Origin of the sequence: Rudanella lutea DSM 19387, from assembly GCF_000383955.1 — a bacterium.
GTDB classification, from domain to species: domain Bacteria; phylum Bacteroidota; class Bacteroidia; order Cytophagales; family Spirosomataceae; genus Rudanella; species Rudanella lutea.
This window is the reverse complement of record NZ_KB913013.1, coordinates 5,951,995-5,968,882: the sequence shown is the minus strand read 5'-3', so window position 1 is coordinate 5,968,882 and position 16,888 is coordinate 5,951,995. Positions and strand designations below refer to the sequence as shown.

Sequence of the window (16,888 nt, the reverse complement as noted above, 5' to 3'; positions counted from 1 at the left end):
ACCGTTTTTTTAATCAAGGGGTGCTGAAAATTTGCATTAACATAGTGGAGTTGAAAGTGTTATGTCTTTGATGGTGAATTAGTTATACTGTAATTGATTGGCTATTTTTATATCAGCAAACGGCCTGACGGTAGGGCCGTACAAAACAACAAAACTTGCTGATCGCCATGCGCAAAGCCAACATAAACAACCAACTTTTAACCACTGATTCTTGGGACACGATTTGCTTTCCCGTCAAGTCCGTTCCCGCCCGTGACATCCTGCCCGACCCCTACCGGGTCGTACCTACCGACCGGCAGCATTTTATCGTCGGCACCATGCCCAGCGAAGAACGCCAGATTTTTGCCGCCCAGTCGCCCCGCTATTCGCTCATTCCAAACGCAGTTATTCGCGATGCTGTTACAGAAGTGACGGGTATTGAGCAGCCCGTACATATCCGCTACAGCCGTAACGGTGAGTACTCGATTAATATCATTCTGCCCGACGAAACGACCGTAGGTCCTAACGACGTGATTCAGCGGCAACTGACGTTTACTAATTCGTACACGGGTAAGTCTCAGTTTACCATTCAGGGTACGGAGATGAAGCGGGTACGGGAGCAAAAGGTACGGGTAGCATTTTACCGTCAAATCTGTTCAAACGGTATGATGGGATGGGCCGACGAGTTCGTAAGCCTTGACCAGTACCTTGATTGGCTCGTGACGGGTCAAACGCCGGAGAAAGCCAAAGTAAAGGGCTTGGAATGGGTCTATGAAAGTGCCGAGACCTTACGAGCCTATCAGCACATCTTTACCCACCGGGGTATCAACCTGAATCAGTTCCGTGCCTTTCTGGTCAACTTTTTGCGCGACTTCCTACGCTACGCGCAGGACTGCCCCAGCCCTACGCAGGACGTGTTTAGCGTGATGCAGGACACCGCCGTAACCGACCGGCAGGAAGCCGCCCGACTGGTCCGTAAAGTGGGTGTTTCGCAAAAATTGGTTGATGCCGCTATGGAACGTATGGCCACCGAGGAATGCGTTTTAGGCTCCGGCCCCAACGCTTGGCTCCTGTACAACGGCGTAAACCACGCGCTATTCAATGGTAATTCGGGTCTGACGCTACCCGCCCGTTACGCCCTTGATGAAAAAGCCTTTCACGCCATAGCTGCCCACTACATTTTGTAGAAAGCAAGCTGACTGCCTTTAAGGGCAGTCAGTGAGGAACAAAGGGGTAGATTGTTTATAATTTTCAATGATTTCCAGACAATTATAACTTCAGAATTTTATCATCTAATACAGCTTAGTCAAGGATGGTTCTCGCCCAACTATCTTTCGACCAGATGGTCGCCGGGCAGGTCGCTCCTCGAAGAGGTTATTTGGTTACGAAATTTATAGAACTGTTCTTGTGCGAACTGGTACGTTTGCTTCGTGTCTATGATAGGGGCCGGGTACTCCTGACCGATCCGGCACCCAGCGGTCTGTTGTTCTAACGCTGGCATCGTCCATGGCTGGTGAATGTACCGCGTCGGGCAGGCAACCAGTTCAGGTACCCACTGCCGGATGAATTGCCCCTCAGGATCGTGTTCCTGTGATTGCTTGACGGGGTTATAAATTCGGACGGGCTGGCGATCACTGGCCAGAATTCCGGCCTGTAGCTGAAGCTGAGCATAGTGGATCCCCGGTTCAAAATCCGTGTACTGACGGGCTAAATGCCAGCCCCCTTCCTGCCAGTGCTGAAACAGATGGTGCGTCAGAAACGAAATCAGCAGGGCCCGCATTCTAAAGTTGACATAGCCCGTAGCAATCAGACACCGCATACAGGCATCAATTAGTGGATAACCTGTCTGACCCGTTTGCCAGGCCAAAAAATGCGCTGGGTTCACCTGCTTTTCAAGGGCATCGAAAGCGGAGTGCTTGTTCTCGAACTCGATGCGCTCATCGCGCTCAAAGAGTTGAATGAAATAACTTTGAGCACGCAGTCGGGAAATGAACAGGGCCGAAGGGCGAATGCCATTGCTGCCATTAGGGGGACGAACCGCCTGCTGGTAAGCCTGATATAGAGGTTTTTCTTACAAATGTCCGGAAAACGGCGTTAGTAAACTACGCTTTTAGTTTTGAGGCATAATTTATACACTGTTCTATACGAAATTTCCAGTTGCCTTGAAATAGGGTTCTTCTGGTCCGCCAACCCGGTCCCAACCGCAGCGGCGGCCAATGAGTTAGTTTACTCTGTTTGACTATTTGCACATAGTTTTTAATCTTCAAAAATATATTTAAGCAAATACTTAAATACTGTTATATTTGCCCAAATATTAGTGGCAGATATGGAAGATGTAGAAAAAGAGTCAGATCAAATTAGTAGCTGCATCCGTTTGTTCGCGGATCAAGAGCAGATCCAACTATGCAAGGAAACCTTAGACGAAAATGAAGACGCTTTTACCAGGTTAGCGCAGGTTTATGCGCTTGCTGGAAATGAGGCCCGGCTTAAAATACTTTATCTTATCCAGCAGCAGAACGAGCTTTGTCCTTGCGATTTGAGTGATATTTTGCAAATGACCGTCCCTGCTATTTCTCAGCACCTGCGAAAACTGAAAGATGCCAGTTTAGTACGTACCAGAAAAACTGGACAAACTATCTTTTATTCGATCATACCTGATCAGGCCAGTATCATCGGTCAACTATTTGTTGATATCCCCAGTCAAGAAAGTGTAGCCTTATGAAAGCGTCCAAAATCACCGCTAATGCCAGCATACTAACTGCATTGGCAAGTTCTGTTTGCTGTATCACACCATTATTGGCCATGGTGGCCGGGACAAGCAGCTTGGCAACCACTTTTGATTGGATTGCGCCTGCGCGTCCTTATTTTATTGCTGGAACCGTATTGATTTTGGGTTTTGCATGGTATCAGCAGTTAAAACCCGCTTCCGAAGACTCATGTAATTGTGGACCTGAAAACAAACCATTTATGCAAACCAAAAAGTTTTTAAGCCTGGTAACCCTTGCAGCAGTACTTCTGATTGCCGTCCCAAGTTATTCAGGACTGGCCTATCAGCAAAAGCAGGAAGCACAACAACCGGTTTCCAAAACAGACCAAACAGCCTATATAAAAATTAAGGGAATGACCTGTGAAGGGTGTGAACATCATGTTAAACAGGAAGTTAATAAGTTAAAAGGCATACGGCAGGTTCAGGTCTCGTATAAGAATGGCAATGCAACGGTTAGATATGATAGTAAGAAAACGTCACTGGCAGAAATTAAAAAGGCAGTCGACGCTACTGGTTATAAAGTTGTTGAAACAAACTAAGCAGTTATGAATTTAATATTGGAATCCATACTTACTTGTCCGCATTGCGGCACCCGACGCTTGGAAACAATGCCTGTTGATGCATGTATGTACTTTTACGAGTGTACAAATTGCAAAACATTGTTAAAGCCTGCTTCCGGTGACTGCTGTGTTTTTTGCACTTATGGAACCCAAAAATGTCCCCCGATACAATTGAATAAGTCGTGCTGTGCTTGAACTAAATGATATCAGTATCTATGAAAATGAAGAAAACGATCCCAGCTCTTCCTGTTAAAAACATTGACGAATCCGTTAAATTCTATTCTGAAAAGTTAGGTTTTACAGCACCTTATTATGACGATGGCTTTGCAAAAGTAGTCCGGGACGAAATTGAAATCCACTTGTGGGCATCTTCGGATGAAAGCTGGAAGAATAAAGGCTTATCCCTGGTAGCAGATCCAATTTGCAGTGGGGCTGAAAGCTTTCTGGCAGGCACGGCCAGTTGCCGGATTGAAGTCCAGGGTATTGATGAGTTGTACGAAGAATATAAAAAGCAAGGTGTAATTTATGATATTGACACTGTTGTACAAGAGCAGCCATGGGGAGACCGGGAATTTCCGGCACTAGACCACCATCGCAATCTGTTAACTTTTTATGAGGAGATTTAGAAAAGCCAAGATCATCATTGATGCTAAATTAACGCGGTTAAAGAGTATCCTTCGCTTTGGATAGGTAGTTGTAAACTGTTCCATAAGCTATTCCTAGTTGTTTAGAAATCTTGTTCATTGATAATCCTTGCTTTTGCAAATCAAAAATTTCATTCTGTCGATCCATTGATATAGTTGGCCGTGAAATACGTTTTCCTTGTGCTTTTGCCCTTGCCATACCGGCTTTAACCCTTTGGCTGATCAGTGAGCTCTCAAATTGGGCCAGAGAAGCCATCACATGAAATATCAGCTCACCAGTCGGCGTGGTGGTATCAATATTTTCCTGATAGGAGATAAAATCTATTCCCATACTCTGAAATTCCTTCATGGCATTGACCAGTGCCTGGGTTGAGCGGGCAAAGCGGTCATACCGCCAAACCAGGACTACATCCAGCTTTCTCTTTCTGGCCGCTTCCATCATCAATTTATACTGGACCCTGTCTTGGGTTGTTCCGGAAGCGTAGTCTATAAATTCTCCCATGACTTCAAAGTTTCGTCTTTGGGCGTAGTCCCGTAACTGGTCCAGCTGGGTCTGTGGATCCTGCCCTTTATCCAGAGTAGATACTCTGGCATATAGTGCTACCCGTTTGGCCCGATTGTTCTGTTTTTTCATTTAATTGCTTATCAAAAAGGAACTCCTTTACAAATATACTTTTTAACGCTTAAAAACAGGCTTTAAACCTATTGCAGACGGGGTGAATTTTGATACCCTTTTTGATAGCCCCATTTTCATATGGCATCACGATTTTTGAACCAATCCCAGCGTGAACGTTACGAAAAGGTCCCGACAGAAATATCAGAATATGACCTGATGCAATTTTTCCAAATCACGCGGCAGGACAATATTTTTCTTAAATCGTTCAGAGGGGAGCACAACCGGCTAGCGATCGCACTCCAGATTGGGATTGTCCGGTTCATGGGTTTTCTTCCAGACAAATGGCAGCAGCAGATCCCGGCAAATGTAGCTGCCATGGTAAGTAGGCAACTGGATTCTGATATTGAACTGTTATTAATATACGGGCAACGGGATAAGACCAGAACGGAGCATTTAAATGTAATCTTAAAATATTTGAAATTCCGCCGGTGGCAGCCCCTGGATGAAATCTGGCTTTTGCCCTGGCTGCTCGATAAGGGGATGGAACATGACAACCAGCCGATATTGCTCAGGCAAGTGTGTTTAAAACTGGGGCAGGAAAAAATTATGAGGCCGTCTATTGGGACATTGGAAAGGATTGTTGGTAGCCTGGATGAACAGCTGCACCAGGAAACCTATCGAAGGCTTAGTTTGCTGCTGACCGAGGAAATGAAGGCCAGGCTGACGCAAATAGTCGAATTGGACGATACCGGCGGCATCACTTGGGAGTGATTTTTAAACTGTGTCAGGCGGGCTTTAGTCGAAGCGATGCGGTTTGATGCGTTCTTCAAAGATACTTGTCAGGTCGTTGATGACCTCCTTCCAGTTGTAGGTTTTTGTTTCCCACTTTGTTTCCAGATTCTGAATCACCAGATACACCAGCTTTTGCAAAGCTACGTCAGAAGCAAAAGCTCCCTTCGTCTTGGTCACCTTGCGGAGCTGGCGATGGTAAGCTTCCACCGTGTTGGTGGTATAGACCACCTTGCGAAGGCTGGCGGGGTAATCGTAAAACGAGGATAGCAACGACCAGTTGCTCACCCAGCCTGCCAGTGCTTGCGGGTACCTACTGCCCCACTGCTCTTGCATCCATTGTAGATTCTCCCAGCCCTGCTCGGCAGTAGGAGCCTGATAAACGGTTTTGATGGCCTTGACAAACTCTTTCAGATGCTTATCAGGAATAAAGCGGAACGAATTACGTAACTGATGCACAATGCATAACTGGACCGTTGTGCGGGGGAAAACCGTGTTGATAGCCGTATCAAAGCCTTTGAGCCCATCCACACAACTAATCAGAATGTCTTCTACCCCTCGTTGTTTTAAGTCCGTCAGCACTGTTAGCCAGAAGCGGGCCGATTCGCTCTCGGCTGTATAAATGCCCAGTACCTGTTTACGACCTGATAGCGTCAGCCCGATCACGCTGTACAACACACGCGTGACCACTTTACCCTCCTGACGAACCTTGTAATAGATGCCATCCATCGGACCGCCGAAGCGGCCACATCAATACATACAAACTCGCCAGGGGCCGGTTTTGCCAGTCCCGCATGGCGGGCAAAACCTTATCGGTAATGCTGGTTAGCTCACTATCAGAGAGTGAGTAACCATACATCTCCTGGAGATGCTGACTGATGTCGGCGTAGCTACAGCCGCGCCCATAGAGCGAAAGAATTTTAGCTTCCAACTGATCAGTGAGTACCACTTGGCGCTTGGGGACGAGTTGCGGTTGATAGCTGCCCGCTCGATCACGGGGCGTGGTCAGCTCCAGTAGCCCTGCGCTACTCTTAACTGTCTTGGTGGTTTTGCCGTTGCGTCGGTTGGCTTGGGGGCGTGACTCGGCTAAGTGGTTCTCCATTTCCCCGTCCAAAGCTGATTCTAAAAAGTGCTTGAGTAAGGGAGCGAACAGGCCGTCCTGGCCGGTAAGGGGCTTGCCATCATAAAGGCCCTTGATGGCCGCTTTTTTGAAGGCTTCGTAGTCGAAGGAGTCAGTCATGAGTAGGAAATTAGGAAATTGTTTTCTTCCCTTCTATTCAAACCCAATCTTGACACAGTTTAAAAAGCAGTCTCAAAATCAGATAAGTTAACTGAAGTCGGTCGCTTACCACACTCAGAACAGCAGATAGAGCGGTATGATGAAGTGGACCAGAACGGTGTCCCGTTTGAATGGGAGAACTTCAGAAAAAGTAGCGCTGATTCAAATAGATATGATCGGCCTAAACAGTTCTTTCCAATTTATTTCAATAAGAACACAGAAGCTATTCGGGTTCCTGATATGCGCTGGTCAGACTTGCAAAATTCATGGGTCATTAATGAACAGGTTACAGAGTCAGAGATACCAATTTATCCAATAAATAGTTCTGGTAATCAGAAAGTTTGGCAGTATGGAGTTGATAGAGTACGTGCTGATCTAACAGAATTCAAAGTTAAATTGCAGGGTGATTCGTATGAAGTTTATAAAAAGAAACGTATAAATTTAAGTGGCATACTGCCTCGAACATGGTGGGATAACCCGCTTTATTCAGCACGTGATAACGGAACTGCAGCTATAACAGATATTTTTGGCGATAAGCAGGCGTTTAGTTTCCCAAAATCGGTTCATGCCGTAAGTGATTCGTTGAAAGTTTCTGGGGTTGGTAAAGAATCAATAATCCTTGACTATTTCGCCGGTTCGGGTACAACAGGGCACGCGGTTATCAACTTAAACCGCGAAGATGAGGGCAAGCGTAAATATATTCTGGTCGAGATGGGCGAGTATTTCGATACCGTCACGAAGCCGCGTATCCAGAAAGTCATTTACTCGAAAGACTGGCGCGACGGCAAGCCTCTTGGCAGGCAGGGTATCAGCCACTGCTTCAAATACCTGCGGCTGGAAAGCTACGAAGACACACTCAACAACCTTAGCCTGGCCCGCACAGCCCAGCAGGAACTGGCGCTCGGTGGTTCGGCTCAGTTCCGCGAGGGGTATTTGCTCCGCTATATGCTCGATGTCGAAAGCCGGGCGTCCTTGTTTGATGTGGCCCGGTTCCGCAACCCCTTCGCCTGCTACATCGACGTAACCCGGCAAAACGAGCGCACCCCCACCCGCGTCGATCTGGTCGAAACCTTCAACTACCTCATCGGCTTAGTAGTCGAAGGGCAGTACATCAGCGGTAAGCATATCCGCGTCGTTACGGGGCAAACCTTGAAAGGAGAGAAAACGCTCATCATCTGGCGCAATCAGGACGAGGTGGATAACGCGGCCCTGAACGAATGGCTGCAAAAAAGCGGCTACAATCCCCGCGACCGCGAGTTCGACCGCATCTACGTCAACGGCGACAACCACCTGGAGAATCTCCGGCGCGACGACGAGACATGGAAGGTTACACTCATTGAGGAGGAATTCAGCAAACGAATGGGGTAGGGGAACGGTCCGCCGTAGCGGAGAAAATGGTAGCTTTAAGTATGGACAAGCAGCACGTTTTACACACTATCTTCGTCAGCGGTTTTCGGTCAATTCGGGAACTACCATATCTGCCTGTCCAGCATCTGAATGTGTTGATCGGGCAGAACGGCGCGGGAAAGTCGAACTTCATCGAGTTGTTCCGGTTCCTGAATGAAATCATCAATGGGCGCCTGCAGGTTTATACGGCCGTCAAAGGAGGGGCCGACAAGCTGTTGCATTACGGGAGCCGGGAAACCCAGTTGATCCATATTGAACTGCTCGTAGGCGATATAGTGTATCATCTTGAGCTTGTTCCGGGCGAAGGCGACCGGCTCATCATACGGGATGAAGATGTAACACATAAAGGATTTGATTTTGGGTTGAATCCCGATGAAAAACCCGTTTCGAGGGGCAGCACGGAGTCAAAACTAACGAAAGATGATCGCTCAGTTAGCCGACTCATCAGATCACAGTTGCAGGACTGGCGGGTGTATCATTTTCACGACACCAGCGCCGAGGCCCGGGTCAAGAAGCTGGCAGACCTCAACGACGTAGCGTTTCTGCGGCCTGATGCTGGCAACCTGGCGGCCTTCCTGTACTATTTGCAACAGAAGTCGCCCCGGCACTACGACCGCATCGTCAGCACGATTCAGCTGGTACTGCCGTTTTTCAAGGATTTTGCCCTGCGGCCCAATCCGTACAACGAACAGAAAATTCTGCTAGAGTGGCAGGATACCGGTTCAGACATGCGCTTCAACGCGGGCGATCTGTCCGACGGGTCGTTGCGGTTCATCTGTCTGGCCACGCTACTGCTTCAACCCAACCTGCCCAGCCTGATCCTGCTTGACGAACCCGAACTGGGCCTGCATCCCACGGCCCTGGCGCTGCTGGCCGGTCTGCTCAAAAAAGCCGCATCACGTACCCAGGTCATCGTTTCTACACAAAGTATCAACCTGGTCAATGCCTTCTCCCCCGACGACATCATCGTCGTGGACCGCGAAAACGCGGACGGCCGCCCCGGAAGTTCCACGTTCCGCCGGCTACAGACCGAGGAACTGGCCACTTGGCTCACCGAGTACAGCCTGGGCGACTTGTGGGAGAAAAACGTAATCGGCGGAACCCCATGATTCGATTGAACATCACCGCCGAGGGCCATGCCGAAGAACAGTTTGTCAATCAGTTGCTGCGTCCCCATCTGCTTCCGCTGGGCATCTACGCCGACGTACGCCGATTGCGGACCAGCAAAGGGCACCGGGGAGGCTACACCAGTTTTGGCAAAGCCGAGTTCGACATCCGGCAGTGGCTTCGCGAAGATTCCACTGCCTGGCACACTACGTTGATTGACCTGTATGGCTTAGATAGCGGGTTTCCAGCCTACGAAGAGGCCCGGCTAATGCGGCCGTATGCGCGTATCGCCCGGCTCGAACAGGCCTTTGGTGAGCGTATCGATCACCAAAGGTTCATTCCGTATCTGCAACTGCACGAGTTTGAAGCCCTGCTGTTCGCCGATCCAGCCCATACCGAAAGCTGGCTTCAGCTCGACCATCCTAAACTGGTAGCCGGTAGTTTAACCGCAATACGGCAGGGGTATCAAACCCCCGAAGAGATTAACGATAGCCTGTTAACGGCTCCGTCGAAGCGCATTTTGTCGCTCTGTCCCGGTTACGATAAAGTGGCCGATGGAATCCTGATTCTTAAAGAAATTACGCTACCCGTTCTCCGGCGCGAATGTCCTCATTTCAATGAGTGGCTGACGCGGCTGGAAGGGTTGGCTCAACCCCGTACTGACTAACAGAATGCCCCGCCTTTCGCAAGCTCTGCTGCTCAACCAATACATCCTGCACCAATTCGGTGTCAAAGACCTACAAGCCCTGTCCGAGAACCTGCGCGACGCAGCCTACGAGGGCTACGACGAAAACCACGTCAGCCATTTTCACCGGCAGTTGGTGCAACGCTTCTACGCCAACACAAACCTGCCCGAATCGCTGCTGTTCGAGTACGATCAGAACATTGTCTCGCACACCCTGCGTGTCAGCCAATCGCGTCCGCAGCCGGTGCGCTGGAAGTATTTTCAGTACGTGGCCCTGCTGTTCACCGAAATCTTCCTGGACCGGTACTTTCGCGATGCCGACGCGCTCCTGACCGACATTAACCGGTTTTGGGAAGAACGATTCGACCGCTCCACAGGCGTTAATAAATACACCGACGTATCCGAACTAACCAAACTGGCTTTCTGGAATGCCACCGGGTCGGGCAAAACCCTGCTGATGCACGTCAATATTCTGCAATATCAGTACTACTTGAAAAAGCATGGCAGAGAGAAAAGCTTGAACCGGATTATCGTGCTAACCCCAAACGATGGGCTGTCACGGCAGCACCTGGCTGAGTTTGGGCAGTCGGGGCTTGATGCCGAATTGTTTTCCAAAACAGGCGGTACACTGTACGTCGGTCAGAAGATTGAAATCATCGACATCAGCAAGTTTCGCGAAACGGGTGGCGAAAAGACGGTGGCCATCGAAGCGTTTGAGGGCAACAACCTGGTGCTGATCGACGAAGGCCACCGGGGCAGCGGGGGCGAAGTCTGGAAAGATTACCGAAACCGCCTGAGCGCCGAAGGCTTTTCCTTTGAGTACTCGGCCACCTTTGGGCAGGCCGTTAATGCCCAGACGGGCAAAAAACAGCGTGACCTGCTGAACGAATACGGCCGCAGCATCTTGTTCGATTACTCGTACCGGTATTTTTACGCCGACGGATATGGCAAAGATTACCACATTCTGAACTTAGCGGAAGGCCGCCCCGCCAATACCCAGTCCAACGACTTCACAACGCGCTACCTGACCGCCTGCCTGCTCACGTTCTTTGAGCAGTTGCTGCTCTACCGCAATGACCGGGCCGGTGCCACCGCCTTCGGCATCGAAAAGCCCTTAGCTATTTTTGTGGGCAGTAAAGTAACGGCGGTTCGTACCGACGGCGGCAGGAAGGTATCAGATGTGGTGGAGGTGCTGCTATTCCTGGCCGATTTTGTGAAGCATGGCGACCGTAGCCGACGCGATATTGACCTGCTACTGGTCGGGCAGGATGGCCTGATCGACAAGGCAGGCCGGTCTATCTTCAGTAACAGTTTCCGTTACCTTCGCCAGCAGGGGTTCAGTAGTGACCAATTGTTTACGCAATTGCTGACCGACGTGTTCAACAGTTCGTCGGCCAACGCCCTGCTGCACATAGATAACCTGAAAGGGCAGGACGGTGAAATTGGCCTGCGGCTGGGCAATGCCGATTACTTCGGCGTTATCAACGTCGGCGACGATACGGCCCTGCTCAAACTCTGCGAAGAGGTCGGCTTGCTGACCGACGAAAAGGAGTTTTCGGCCTCACTGTTTCGGTCCATCAACGCGCCTGGTTCGCCGGTCAATCTGCTAATCGGCTCCAAGAAGTTCTCGGAGGGCTGGAGTAGCTGGCGGGTCAGCACAATGGGCTTGCTGAACATTGGACGGGGTGAAGGCTCCGAAATCATTCAGTTGTTTGGCCGGGGGGTACGCTTAAAGGGATATGGGTTTTCACTCAAACGAAGCACCCAACTTGACGCCAGTATCCGGCCGGCATCTATTGCTGACCACTTGACCCGGCTGGAAACCCTAAACATCTTCGGCATACGAGCCGACTACATGGATCGTTTCAAGGAGTACCTGGAAGGGGAGGGACTAAAAAACGGCGATGAGGAGCAACCCATCGAGCTAACGCTACCCATTCTGCCGGTAGTCGATCTGGCTAAAAAGGGGCTGAAGTACGTTCGTTTTCGGGAAGGACGTGACTTTAAGAAACAGCAGGTGGTTCGTCTGACGGGCAAACCGATGTACCCCGTTCGCCTGGACTGGTACCCCAAGGTTCAGCTCATGCAATCGGCGCGTGGAAATACACTCAGTCAGGTAACGGTAGTCCAAACGCATTCGCTGACCGACCGGCATATTGCTTTCTTAGATGTTGACCAATTATACGCGGCCCTGCTCACCTATAAAAATGAACGGGGCTGGTATAACATCGATCTGCGTCGGGATGACCTGCTGGCGGCTCTGCACGATACATCCTGGTACGAGCTGTCTATTCCGGCTGAACAACTGGAATTTACCCACTTCGAGCAGGTACGTACCTGGCAGGAAATAGCGACCAGTTTGCTGAAGGGCTACTGTGAACGTATGTACAATCAGGCCCGAAGTGCGTACAATGCCCAACACCCCGAAACCGCCCTGCTGGACACCGCCCACCCTAATTTCGAGAAGGGATATCGAATAAGCATCATTGAAGCCGGCAACGAAACCCTGATCGACAACCTGCGCCGGTTACAGGCTGCTCTACAAGCCGGTCAGTTCACAACCGACAGCCGTTTAGGTAACCGTTTTGATGCGCTGCATGTAGTGCCGCACCTGTACCAACCCCTGCTGTACATTGATGCTAAAAGCTATCAGGACGCCGTTAGCATTCAACCTGTCGCCTTAAACGAGGGCGAACGGCGGTTTGTCGAGGACTTACGAAAAGTCGTACTTTATGGACTTTCTTTTCTACAGGACACTACTGTTCATCTGCTGCGTAACCAAAGCCGGAAAGGTATAGGCTTTTTCGATGCCAACAACTTCTACCCCGATTTTCTGCTTTGGGTAATTCAGGCCGGGCACCAGCACCTGGCTTTTATCGATCCCAAGGGCATCCGTAATTTTTCAGGATTTGATGAGCCAAAGATTCAGTTCTCACGGCGTATTCAAACCGAGTTGGAGCCGAAACTAAATGATCCGGCCTTGCATTTGTCTTCCTTCATTGTATCGGTAACTCCTTACGAACGGTTAAAAAGCTGGGGAGGCTTACCCCCCATTGACGACTTCAATGCACACAACATTTATTTTCAGACGCACCAATCTGCCGAGTATCTTGAGAAGATACTTACTAAAATGTTGTTCAGACAAGACAGTATAGTAGAACAATAGTAGCCATATACTCGACTTATATAGCTAGGCCAAAGATATTATTATTTTGGAATAGTAAAATTTTAATATTTTGCTATTCCAAAATATTTTAATACAGCTATTTGAACGAATCCACTACTTCATTTTCTGGCCTCAGCCGTGCATAAATCGTCATCCGGCCAACCTCTGACTTAACAGGGAAATTATTAAGGTATCCTTCTACCTCACGATTCTGATAGGGATGATCGCGCAAAATCTCGACGGGGTCAACGAAGAATATGTTATAACGTACCTGGGTTATATTGCCCAGTTTATCGCGCTGGGTGTTCAATAGATGCTCTTGGGCGTTAGCATAATCACCCGAAGGAAGCCGATACTTGTAATTAGCCGTTACGTAAAAATGCTGACGACTATAGTTAGACACAGCCATTTCATACCGGGTAGGGTTATCCAAAATTTCCCGCCATGTCTTCACCTGCTCCCAGTGTAATCCGATCAAACCCTTTGTCTCGGCCTGTTTCGTAGCATTCATACTTTCCAGCTTCGATTCCAGCATCTGAGCTTTCACGGTGAGGTCGTCAATGTATTGTTTGATCTGCTCCTGCTTCTGATCGGGCGTAAGGTCTTTGTCCTTTAGCAAAAAGTACCGGTGTTTACGGTAAAAAGTAATGCGAACAGCAGGCCGGTCTAAATTGACCATCTTAATCGTTCGACAATCGAAATCACGTATTGTCTCAAAAAAAGGTTGGTAAGCCATATCGACGAAGTGTATGACACCGGTCGATGCCCAGTCACCCTCAATATCCCAGGCATCGCGATTTGGGCGCAGTTTGGGAACTTCGTCCATCAACTGCGTGAACTGAGCCAATAGCCGGGCATAAGTCTGTTTATCGTAGTGCTTCCGCTTAGCATGGCCGGTCAATTCATCTTCCATATTTCCAAGAATTAAGATTGATGGAGCTAAAATAGCTAATTCGCTTTATATTTCCCTTAAAGGGAAATATAATATTTTACCGTAGTCCAAACTTTTATGATTTTTTCTTTTTCGTGTCAGCTTTAACCAGCATGCGTGCCTTTTTGTCTTTCAATGACCTTATAATCTTAGTTATTTTTAAATTTTAAAATCATTTTTAAATGATAGATTAGATAATTAGATAATTATAGGATGTACATATAGCTTATAAACCCTTAAAATTCAGGATCTTAGATGTGGATAACTTAGCTATCTCTAACAGATAATAGCAGAAGCCTAACATTTAATAGTATAAGCCTAACATTTGATAGCACAAACCTAACAGATAATAGTCTTTACCCTAACAGATAATAGCAGCATCCCTAACAGATGATAGTAATGAGCCTAACAGATAATAGCAGAAAGTGAAGTCAACCGTTAAGGGAAGATAGTTGCAGATCGAGGGTTAAAAATTGTATAAAACAAAGTTTTATTCCTTAGAGGGCAGTGAACACCCCTTGTCGCATATTCCTTTACCCTAACAGATAATAGTAGAAAACACGGAAGAAAAGGTCTCAACTTTAAAGAATTGAAACAACTAAAACTTATAAATACTTAATAATCAATGTTTTATACCTAACAAATTACATCGACTTTGTTAGGAACGATAAACCCTTTACCTTGCACCTACTATTATTTGTTAGGGTATGAAAAAGTTATCCAGCACGAACAAATCCCTTCAACTGGCAGATGGTCAACTCTCGCTGGTATTTGAGAGCGCGACAGTAACCTCCCCGGTGGAGGTAAACCCCGAAACCATTGTCCTTCGCACAGATACGAACAAGACTATTTTGATTCGGGAGCCTCTGAAGTTGCTGACCAGTACGACGGAGTTTGGGTTCTTCGAGCGTCGTCTTTACTGGCTGGTACTTCGTGAGGTTCGAAATATACAGGCACTTGATAAATTGAAAATCAAGCCGTTTGAGGAATTAAAGTTTCGTTTTCATTACTCGGAGGTAATTAAGGGTAATCCAAATTCCTCTATCAAGAAAGTGCTGGACCTGATTCAAAAGCGTACCATCAGTTGGGAAGACGAATCAGGGAAACATACAAACGTCGTTGTTTTTCCGATGGCCGAATACTGGCCCAACAAAGGCATTATTGAGTTGACAATGTATCATGCTGTTATCCCCGTCTTTCTGTTTCTGGGTAGTGGCTACGCACAGTATGGTCTTGAAGATGCGCTGATTTTGAGCAGTGAATATGCTCAACTACTTTTCACAAACCTAGCCCGCTTCCGAAACACAGGCATTTGGCGTGTCGGTTTAGATGAACTGCGGGAACTGATCGGCGCGAAGGAAAAATCGTATAACAGCTACTCTGCATTTCGGACTCGGGTCATCGACTTATCACTGCGGCAGATCAACGAGCACACAGGTTTATCAGTAACGTACACGCCGATGATGCAAAGTCGAGCCGTGGTTGGTATCACGTTTCACATTAAGTCAAAAATGTCTGTTGATGAGTTGGAGAAGGAAACCAAAAAGGCGGAAATGAAGCAGCGGTATGATGAACTTATGCAGATGGACATTGCTGAGATCATCGCCTATGCCGGCACCAAACTCAGTCAATACTACCCGTCCTTCACACATCAGCAACGGAAAGCAATCCTTCAGAATTCAGATAAGCTACAGGCATTTCTACGCGCCGATCTATATGCCGATTACGGATTTGCCAACAAAGACCCTGAAGCCTACGTCGCCCAAAGCGTCTTCAACTATAAGAAGAAGGGACTCCCATCCGGGGACGTCGGCTAATTGCGTAAGAATAGAAGGGAAAAAAAGAGAGTCGTCCGGCAAGAGTAACCTTATTTACTACTTCCGATAACTTTTACTTATCGGACATAACAGTAAAATCTGTACCTTGCTCCATATTCTTCTACACGTCTATGAGAAAGTCAGTCATTACTCCTAATGTTATCAGTGAGGCCCATTCCGTAACCATTTGTTCAGCACAACAACTGAATCAGCAAACGGCGGCTTTTTTTAGAAAAGGTATTGAAGGCTCGACTAACACGCGGATTGCCTACTCCGCAGACATCAAAAAGGTACAGGCGTGGCTTCGCCAGCAAGGCATCGATGATCTTCCAATCAGCCCGGCAACCTTAGCTACGTATCTATCCGATCAGGCTTCCGAACATAAGTGGTCTACAATCATCCGTGGATTGGCGGCAATTCGAAAATGGCATCGCCTTCATAAGCATCCAGACCCGTCGGCCGACGAAACGGTACGACTGGTTTTAGAAGGAATCAAGCGAAGTATAGGTACTGAGCCAACTCAGGCACCCGCGTTTGATATACAGGAATACAAAGAGCAGATACGCCCTATTCCGCCAACACCGACAGGTATGCGGGATCGGGCGCTGCTACTGGTTGGGTTCGCGGGGGCTTTTCGCCGTTCAGAACTGGTTGCTCTGGATATCGAAGGAGTTCAGTTTACACGCCACGGAGCGATCCTTAGTTTTCAGGGCAGTAAAACCAATCAGTATGGGCGAACCGAACAGAAAGCAATCTTTTACAGTCCGGATCCCGACACCTGTCCTGTACGTTCCCTACAGGACTACATCAACGTATTAGAACGTAGCTCAGGGCCTCTTTTTGTACGGATACGAAAGGGAGAGCAGGTCACGACGGATCGGTTGTCGGACAAGCAGGTAGCGAGAGCGGTAAAAATGTATCTGGGTGATGCCTATTCAGCACACTCGCTGAGGGCTTCGTTTGTGACTATTGCCAAACTCAACGGTGCTGATGATTCCCAAATCATGCAGCAAACAAAGCATCGTACGAGGACGATGATTGATCGTTATACCCGGGTGCAACAGATTGTGAAACATAATGCTGCTATGAAGTTAGGGCTGTAATACTATATCAGTTCAGTAATTCACGGGTCTTTCGAACT

Annotated in this window: 16 protein-coding genes and 1 pseudogene; 13 read left to right on the top strand and 4 right to left on the bottom strand. The window is 48.2% G+C overall.

Translation table 11 applies throughout. The annotated features are described in order from the left end of the window. Window positions 1-167: 167 nt before the first annotated feature. The gene (locus RUDLU_RS0124575; protein WP_044130827.1) at window positions 168-1,166 is read left to right on the top strand and encodes a hypothetical protein; all 999 of its coding nucleotides are present in this window, start codon (window positions 168-170) and stop codon (window positions 1,164-1,166) included. 140 nt (window positions 1,167-1,306) lie between these two features. Here RUDLU_RS0124575 and RUDLU_RS28990 read toward each other — a convergent pair whose 3' ends face one another. Then, window positions 1,307-1,912: an FAD-binding domain-containing protein gene (locus RUDLU_RS28990; RefSeq protein ID WP_245581745.1), complete on the bottom strand. Its 606-nt coding sequence runs from the start codon at window positions 1,910-1,912 to the stop codon at window positions 1,307-1,309. Between RUDLU_RS28990 and RUDLU_RS30350 the strand changes: the two genes are divergently transcribed. From RUDLU_RS30350 to RUDLU_RS0124550, 5 genes are all read left to right on the top strand, one after another. Next, window positions 1,850-2,041, top strand: coding sequence for a hypothetical protein (locus RUDLU_RS30350; protein WP_019991103.1), 192 nt, complete (start codon window positions 1,850-1,852; stop codon window positions 2,039-2,041). The genes RUDLU_RS28990 and RUDLU_RS30350 overlap by 63 nt on opposite strands. 264 nt (window positions 2,042-2,305) lie before the next feature. After that, a complete protein-coding gene (locus tag RUDLU_RS0124560; RefSeq protein WP_019991102.1) occupies window positions 2,306-2,701 on the top strand; it encodes an ArsR/SmtB family transcription factor in 396 nt (131 codons plus the stop codon). Beyond that, a complete protein-coding gene (gene merTP / locus RUDLU_RS0124555; protein WP_027303351.1) occupies window positions 2,698-3,285 on the top strand; it encodes a mercuric transport protein MerTP in 588 nt (195 codons plus the stop codon). Before RUDLU_RS0124560 ends, merTP begins: the two co-directional genes overlap by 4 nt. Before the next feature lie 6 nt (window positions 3,286-3,291). Next, complete coding sequence (locus tag RUDLU_RS30345) at window positions 3,292-3,501, top strand: GDCCVxC domain-containing (seleno)protein (protein WP_083940642.1); 210 nt, start codon at window positions 3,292-3,294, stop codon at window positions 3,499-3,501. A 20-nt stretch (window positions 3,502-3,521) separates the two neighbouring features. Beyond that, window positions 3,522-3,932, top strand: coding sequence for a bleomycin resistance protein (locus RUDLU_RS0124550; RefSeq protein ID WP_019991100.1), 411 nt, complete (start codon window positions 3,522-3,524; stop codon window positions 3,930-3,932). 37 nt (window positions 3,933-3,969) lie between these two features. Here RUDLU_RS0124550 and RUDLU_RS0124545 read toward each other — a convergent pair whose 3' ends face one another. Further along, window positions 3,970-4,584, bottom strand: coding sequence for a recombinase family protein (locus tag RUDLU_RS0124545; protein ID WP_019991099.1), 615 nt, complete (start codon window positions 4,582-4,584; stop codon window positions 3,970-3,972). Window positions 4,585-4,704: 120 nt separating this feature from the next. Here RUDLU_RS0124545 and RUDLU_RS0124540 point away from each other — a divergent pair, with 120 nt between their 5' ends. Next, a complete protein-coding gene (locus RUDLU_RS0124540) occupies window positions 4,705-5,337 on the top strand; it encodes a DUF4158 domain-containing protein (RefSeq protein WP_019991098.1) in 633 nt (210 codons plus the stop codon). 24 nt (window positions 5,338-5,361) lie between these two features. Here RUDLU_RS0124540 and RUDLU_RS30660 read toward each other — a convergent pair. Continuing rightward, window positions 5,362-6,595 (bottom strand): annotated as a pseudogene (locus RUDLU_RS30660) (IS256 family transposase). A 279-nt stretch (window positions 6,596-6,874) separates the two neighbouring features. Here RUDLU_RS30660 and RUDLU_RS0124530 point away from each other — a divergent pair. The 4 genes from RUDLU_RS0124530 to RUDLU_RS0124515 are packed head-to-tail and all read left to right on the top strand — an operon-like array spanning window position 6,875 to window position 12,999. Further along, a complete protein-coding gene (locus RUDLU_RS0124530) occupies window positions 6,875-8,002 on the top strand; it encodes a DNA methyltransferase (RefSeq protein WP_083940641.1) in 1,128 nt (375 codons plus the stop codon). Between the two features lie 41 nt (window positions 8,003-8,043). Next, the gene (locus tag RUDLU_RS0124525) at window positions 8,044-9,150 is read left to right on the top strand and encodes an AAA family ATPase (protein ID WP_019991096.1); all 1,107 of its coding nucleotides are present in this window, start codon (window positions 8,044-8,046) and stop codon (window positions 9,148-9,150) included. Next, window positions 9,147-9,815 (top strand): DUF4276 family protein, encoded by a 669-nt coding sequence (locus tag RUDLU_RS0124520; RefSeq protein WP_019991095.1) that lies wholly within the window; start codon window positions 9,147-9,149, stop codon window positions 9,813-9,815. The genes RUDLU_RS0124525 and RUDLU_RS0124520 overlap by 4 nt, the downstream gene beginning before the upstream one ends. 4 nt (window positions 9,816-9,819) lie before the next feature. Beyond that, on the top strand, window positions 9,820-12,999 hold the full coding sequence (locus RUDLU_RS0124515; protein ID WP_019991094.1) for a DEAD/DEAH box helicase family protein: 3,180 nt from the start codon (window positions 9,820-9,822) through the stop codon (window positions 12,997-12,999). Between the two features lie 97 nt (window positions 13,000-13,096). Here RUDLU_RS0124515 and RUDLU_RS0124510 read toward each other — a convergent pair whose 3' ends face one another. Next, the gene (locus tag RUDLU_RS0124510) at window positions 13,097-13,912 is read right to left on the bottom strand and encodes a hypothetical protein (protein ID WP_019991093.1); all 816 of its coding nucleotides are present in this window, start codon (window positions 13,910-13,912) and stop codon (window positions 13,097-13,099) included. A gap of 725 nt (window positions 13,913-14,637) precedes the next feature. Between RUDLU_RS0124510 and RUDLU_RS0124505 the strand changes: the two genes are divergently transcribed. Both RUDLU_RS0124505 and RUDLU_RS0124500 read left to right on the top strand, forming a co-directional pair. After that, window positions 14,638-15,747: a replication initiation protein gene (locus RUDLU_RS0124505; protein WP_019991092.1), complete on the top strand. Its 1,110-nt coding sequence runs from the start codon at window positions 14,638-14,640 to the stop codon at window positions 15,745-15,747. A gap of 131 nt (window positions 15,748-15,878) precedes the next feature. Next, window positions 15,879-16,850 (top strand): site-specific integrase, encoded by a 972-nt coding sequence (locus RUDLU_RS0124500; RefSeq protein WP_019991091.1) that lies wholly within the window; start codon window positions 15,879-15,881, stop codon window positions 16,848-16,850. The last annotated feature ends 38 nt before the right edge of the window (window positions 16,851-16,888 follow it).

Bases quoted from the DNA above. Each gene is read 5' to 3' on its own strand.
- RUDLU_RS0124575 (WP_044130827.1), top strand. From the start codon at position 168: ATGCGCAAAGCCAACATAAACAACCAACTTTTAACCACTGATTCTTGG.
- RUDLU_RS30350 (WP_019991103.1), top strand. From the start codon at position 1,850: ATGCGCTGGGTTCACCTGCTTTTCAAGGGCATCGAAAGCGGAGTGCTT.
- RUDLU_RS0124560 (WP_019991102.1), top strand. From the start codon at position 2,306: ATGGAAGATGTAGAAAAAGAGTCAGATCAAATTAGTAGCTGCATCCGT.
- merTP (WP_027303351.1), top strand. From the start codon at position 2,698: ATGAAAGCGTCCAAAATCACCGCTAATGCCAGCATACTAACTGCATTG.
- RUDLU_RS30345 (WP_083940642.1), top strand. From the start codon at position 3,292: ATGAATTTAATATTGGAATCCATACTTACTTGTCCGCATTGCGGCACC.
- RUDLU_RS0124550 (WP_019991100.1), top strand. From the start codon at position 3,522: ATGAAAATGAAGAAAACGATCCCAGCTCTTCCTGTTAAAAACATTGAC.
- RUDLU_RS0124545 (WP_019991099.1), bottom strand. From the start codon at position 4,584: ATGAAAAAACAGAACAATCGGGCCAAACGGGTAGCACTATATGCCAGA.
- RUDLU_RS0124540 (WP_019991098.1), top strand. From the start codon at position 4,705: ATGGCATCACGATTTTTGAACCAATCCCAGCGTGAACGTTACGAAAAG.
- RUDLU_RS0124530 (WP_083940641.1), top strand. From the start codon at position 6,875: ATGCGCTGGTCAGACTTGCAAAATTCATGGGTCATTAATGAACAGGTT.
- RUDLU_RS0124525 (WP_019991096.1), top strand. From the start codon at position 8,044: ATGGACAAGCAGCACGTTTTACACACTATCTTCGTCAGCGGTTTTCGG.
- RUDLU_RS0124520 (WP_019991095.1), top strand. From the start codon at position 9,147: ATGATTCGATTGAACATCACCGCCGAGGGCCATGCCGAAGAACAGTTT.
- RUDLU_RS0124515 (WP_019991094.1), top strand. From the start codon at position 9,820: ATGCCCCGCCTTTCGCAAGCTCTGCTGCTCAACCAATACATCCTGCAC.
- RUDLU_RS0124510 (WP_019991093.1), bottom strand. From the start codon at position 13,912: ATGGAAGATGAATTGACCGGCCATGCTAAGCGGAAGCACTACGATAAA.
- RUDLU_RS0124505 (WP_019991092.1), top strand. From the start codon at position 14,638: ATGAAAAAGTTATCCAGCACGAACAAATCCCTTCAACTGGCAGATGGT.
- RUDLU_RS0124500 (WP_019991091.1), top strand. From the start codon at position 15,879: ATGAGAAAGTCAGTCATTACTCCTAATGTTATCAGTGAGGCCCATTCC.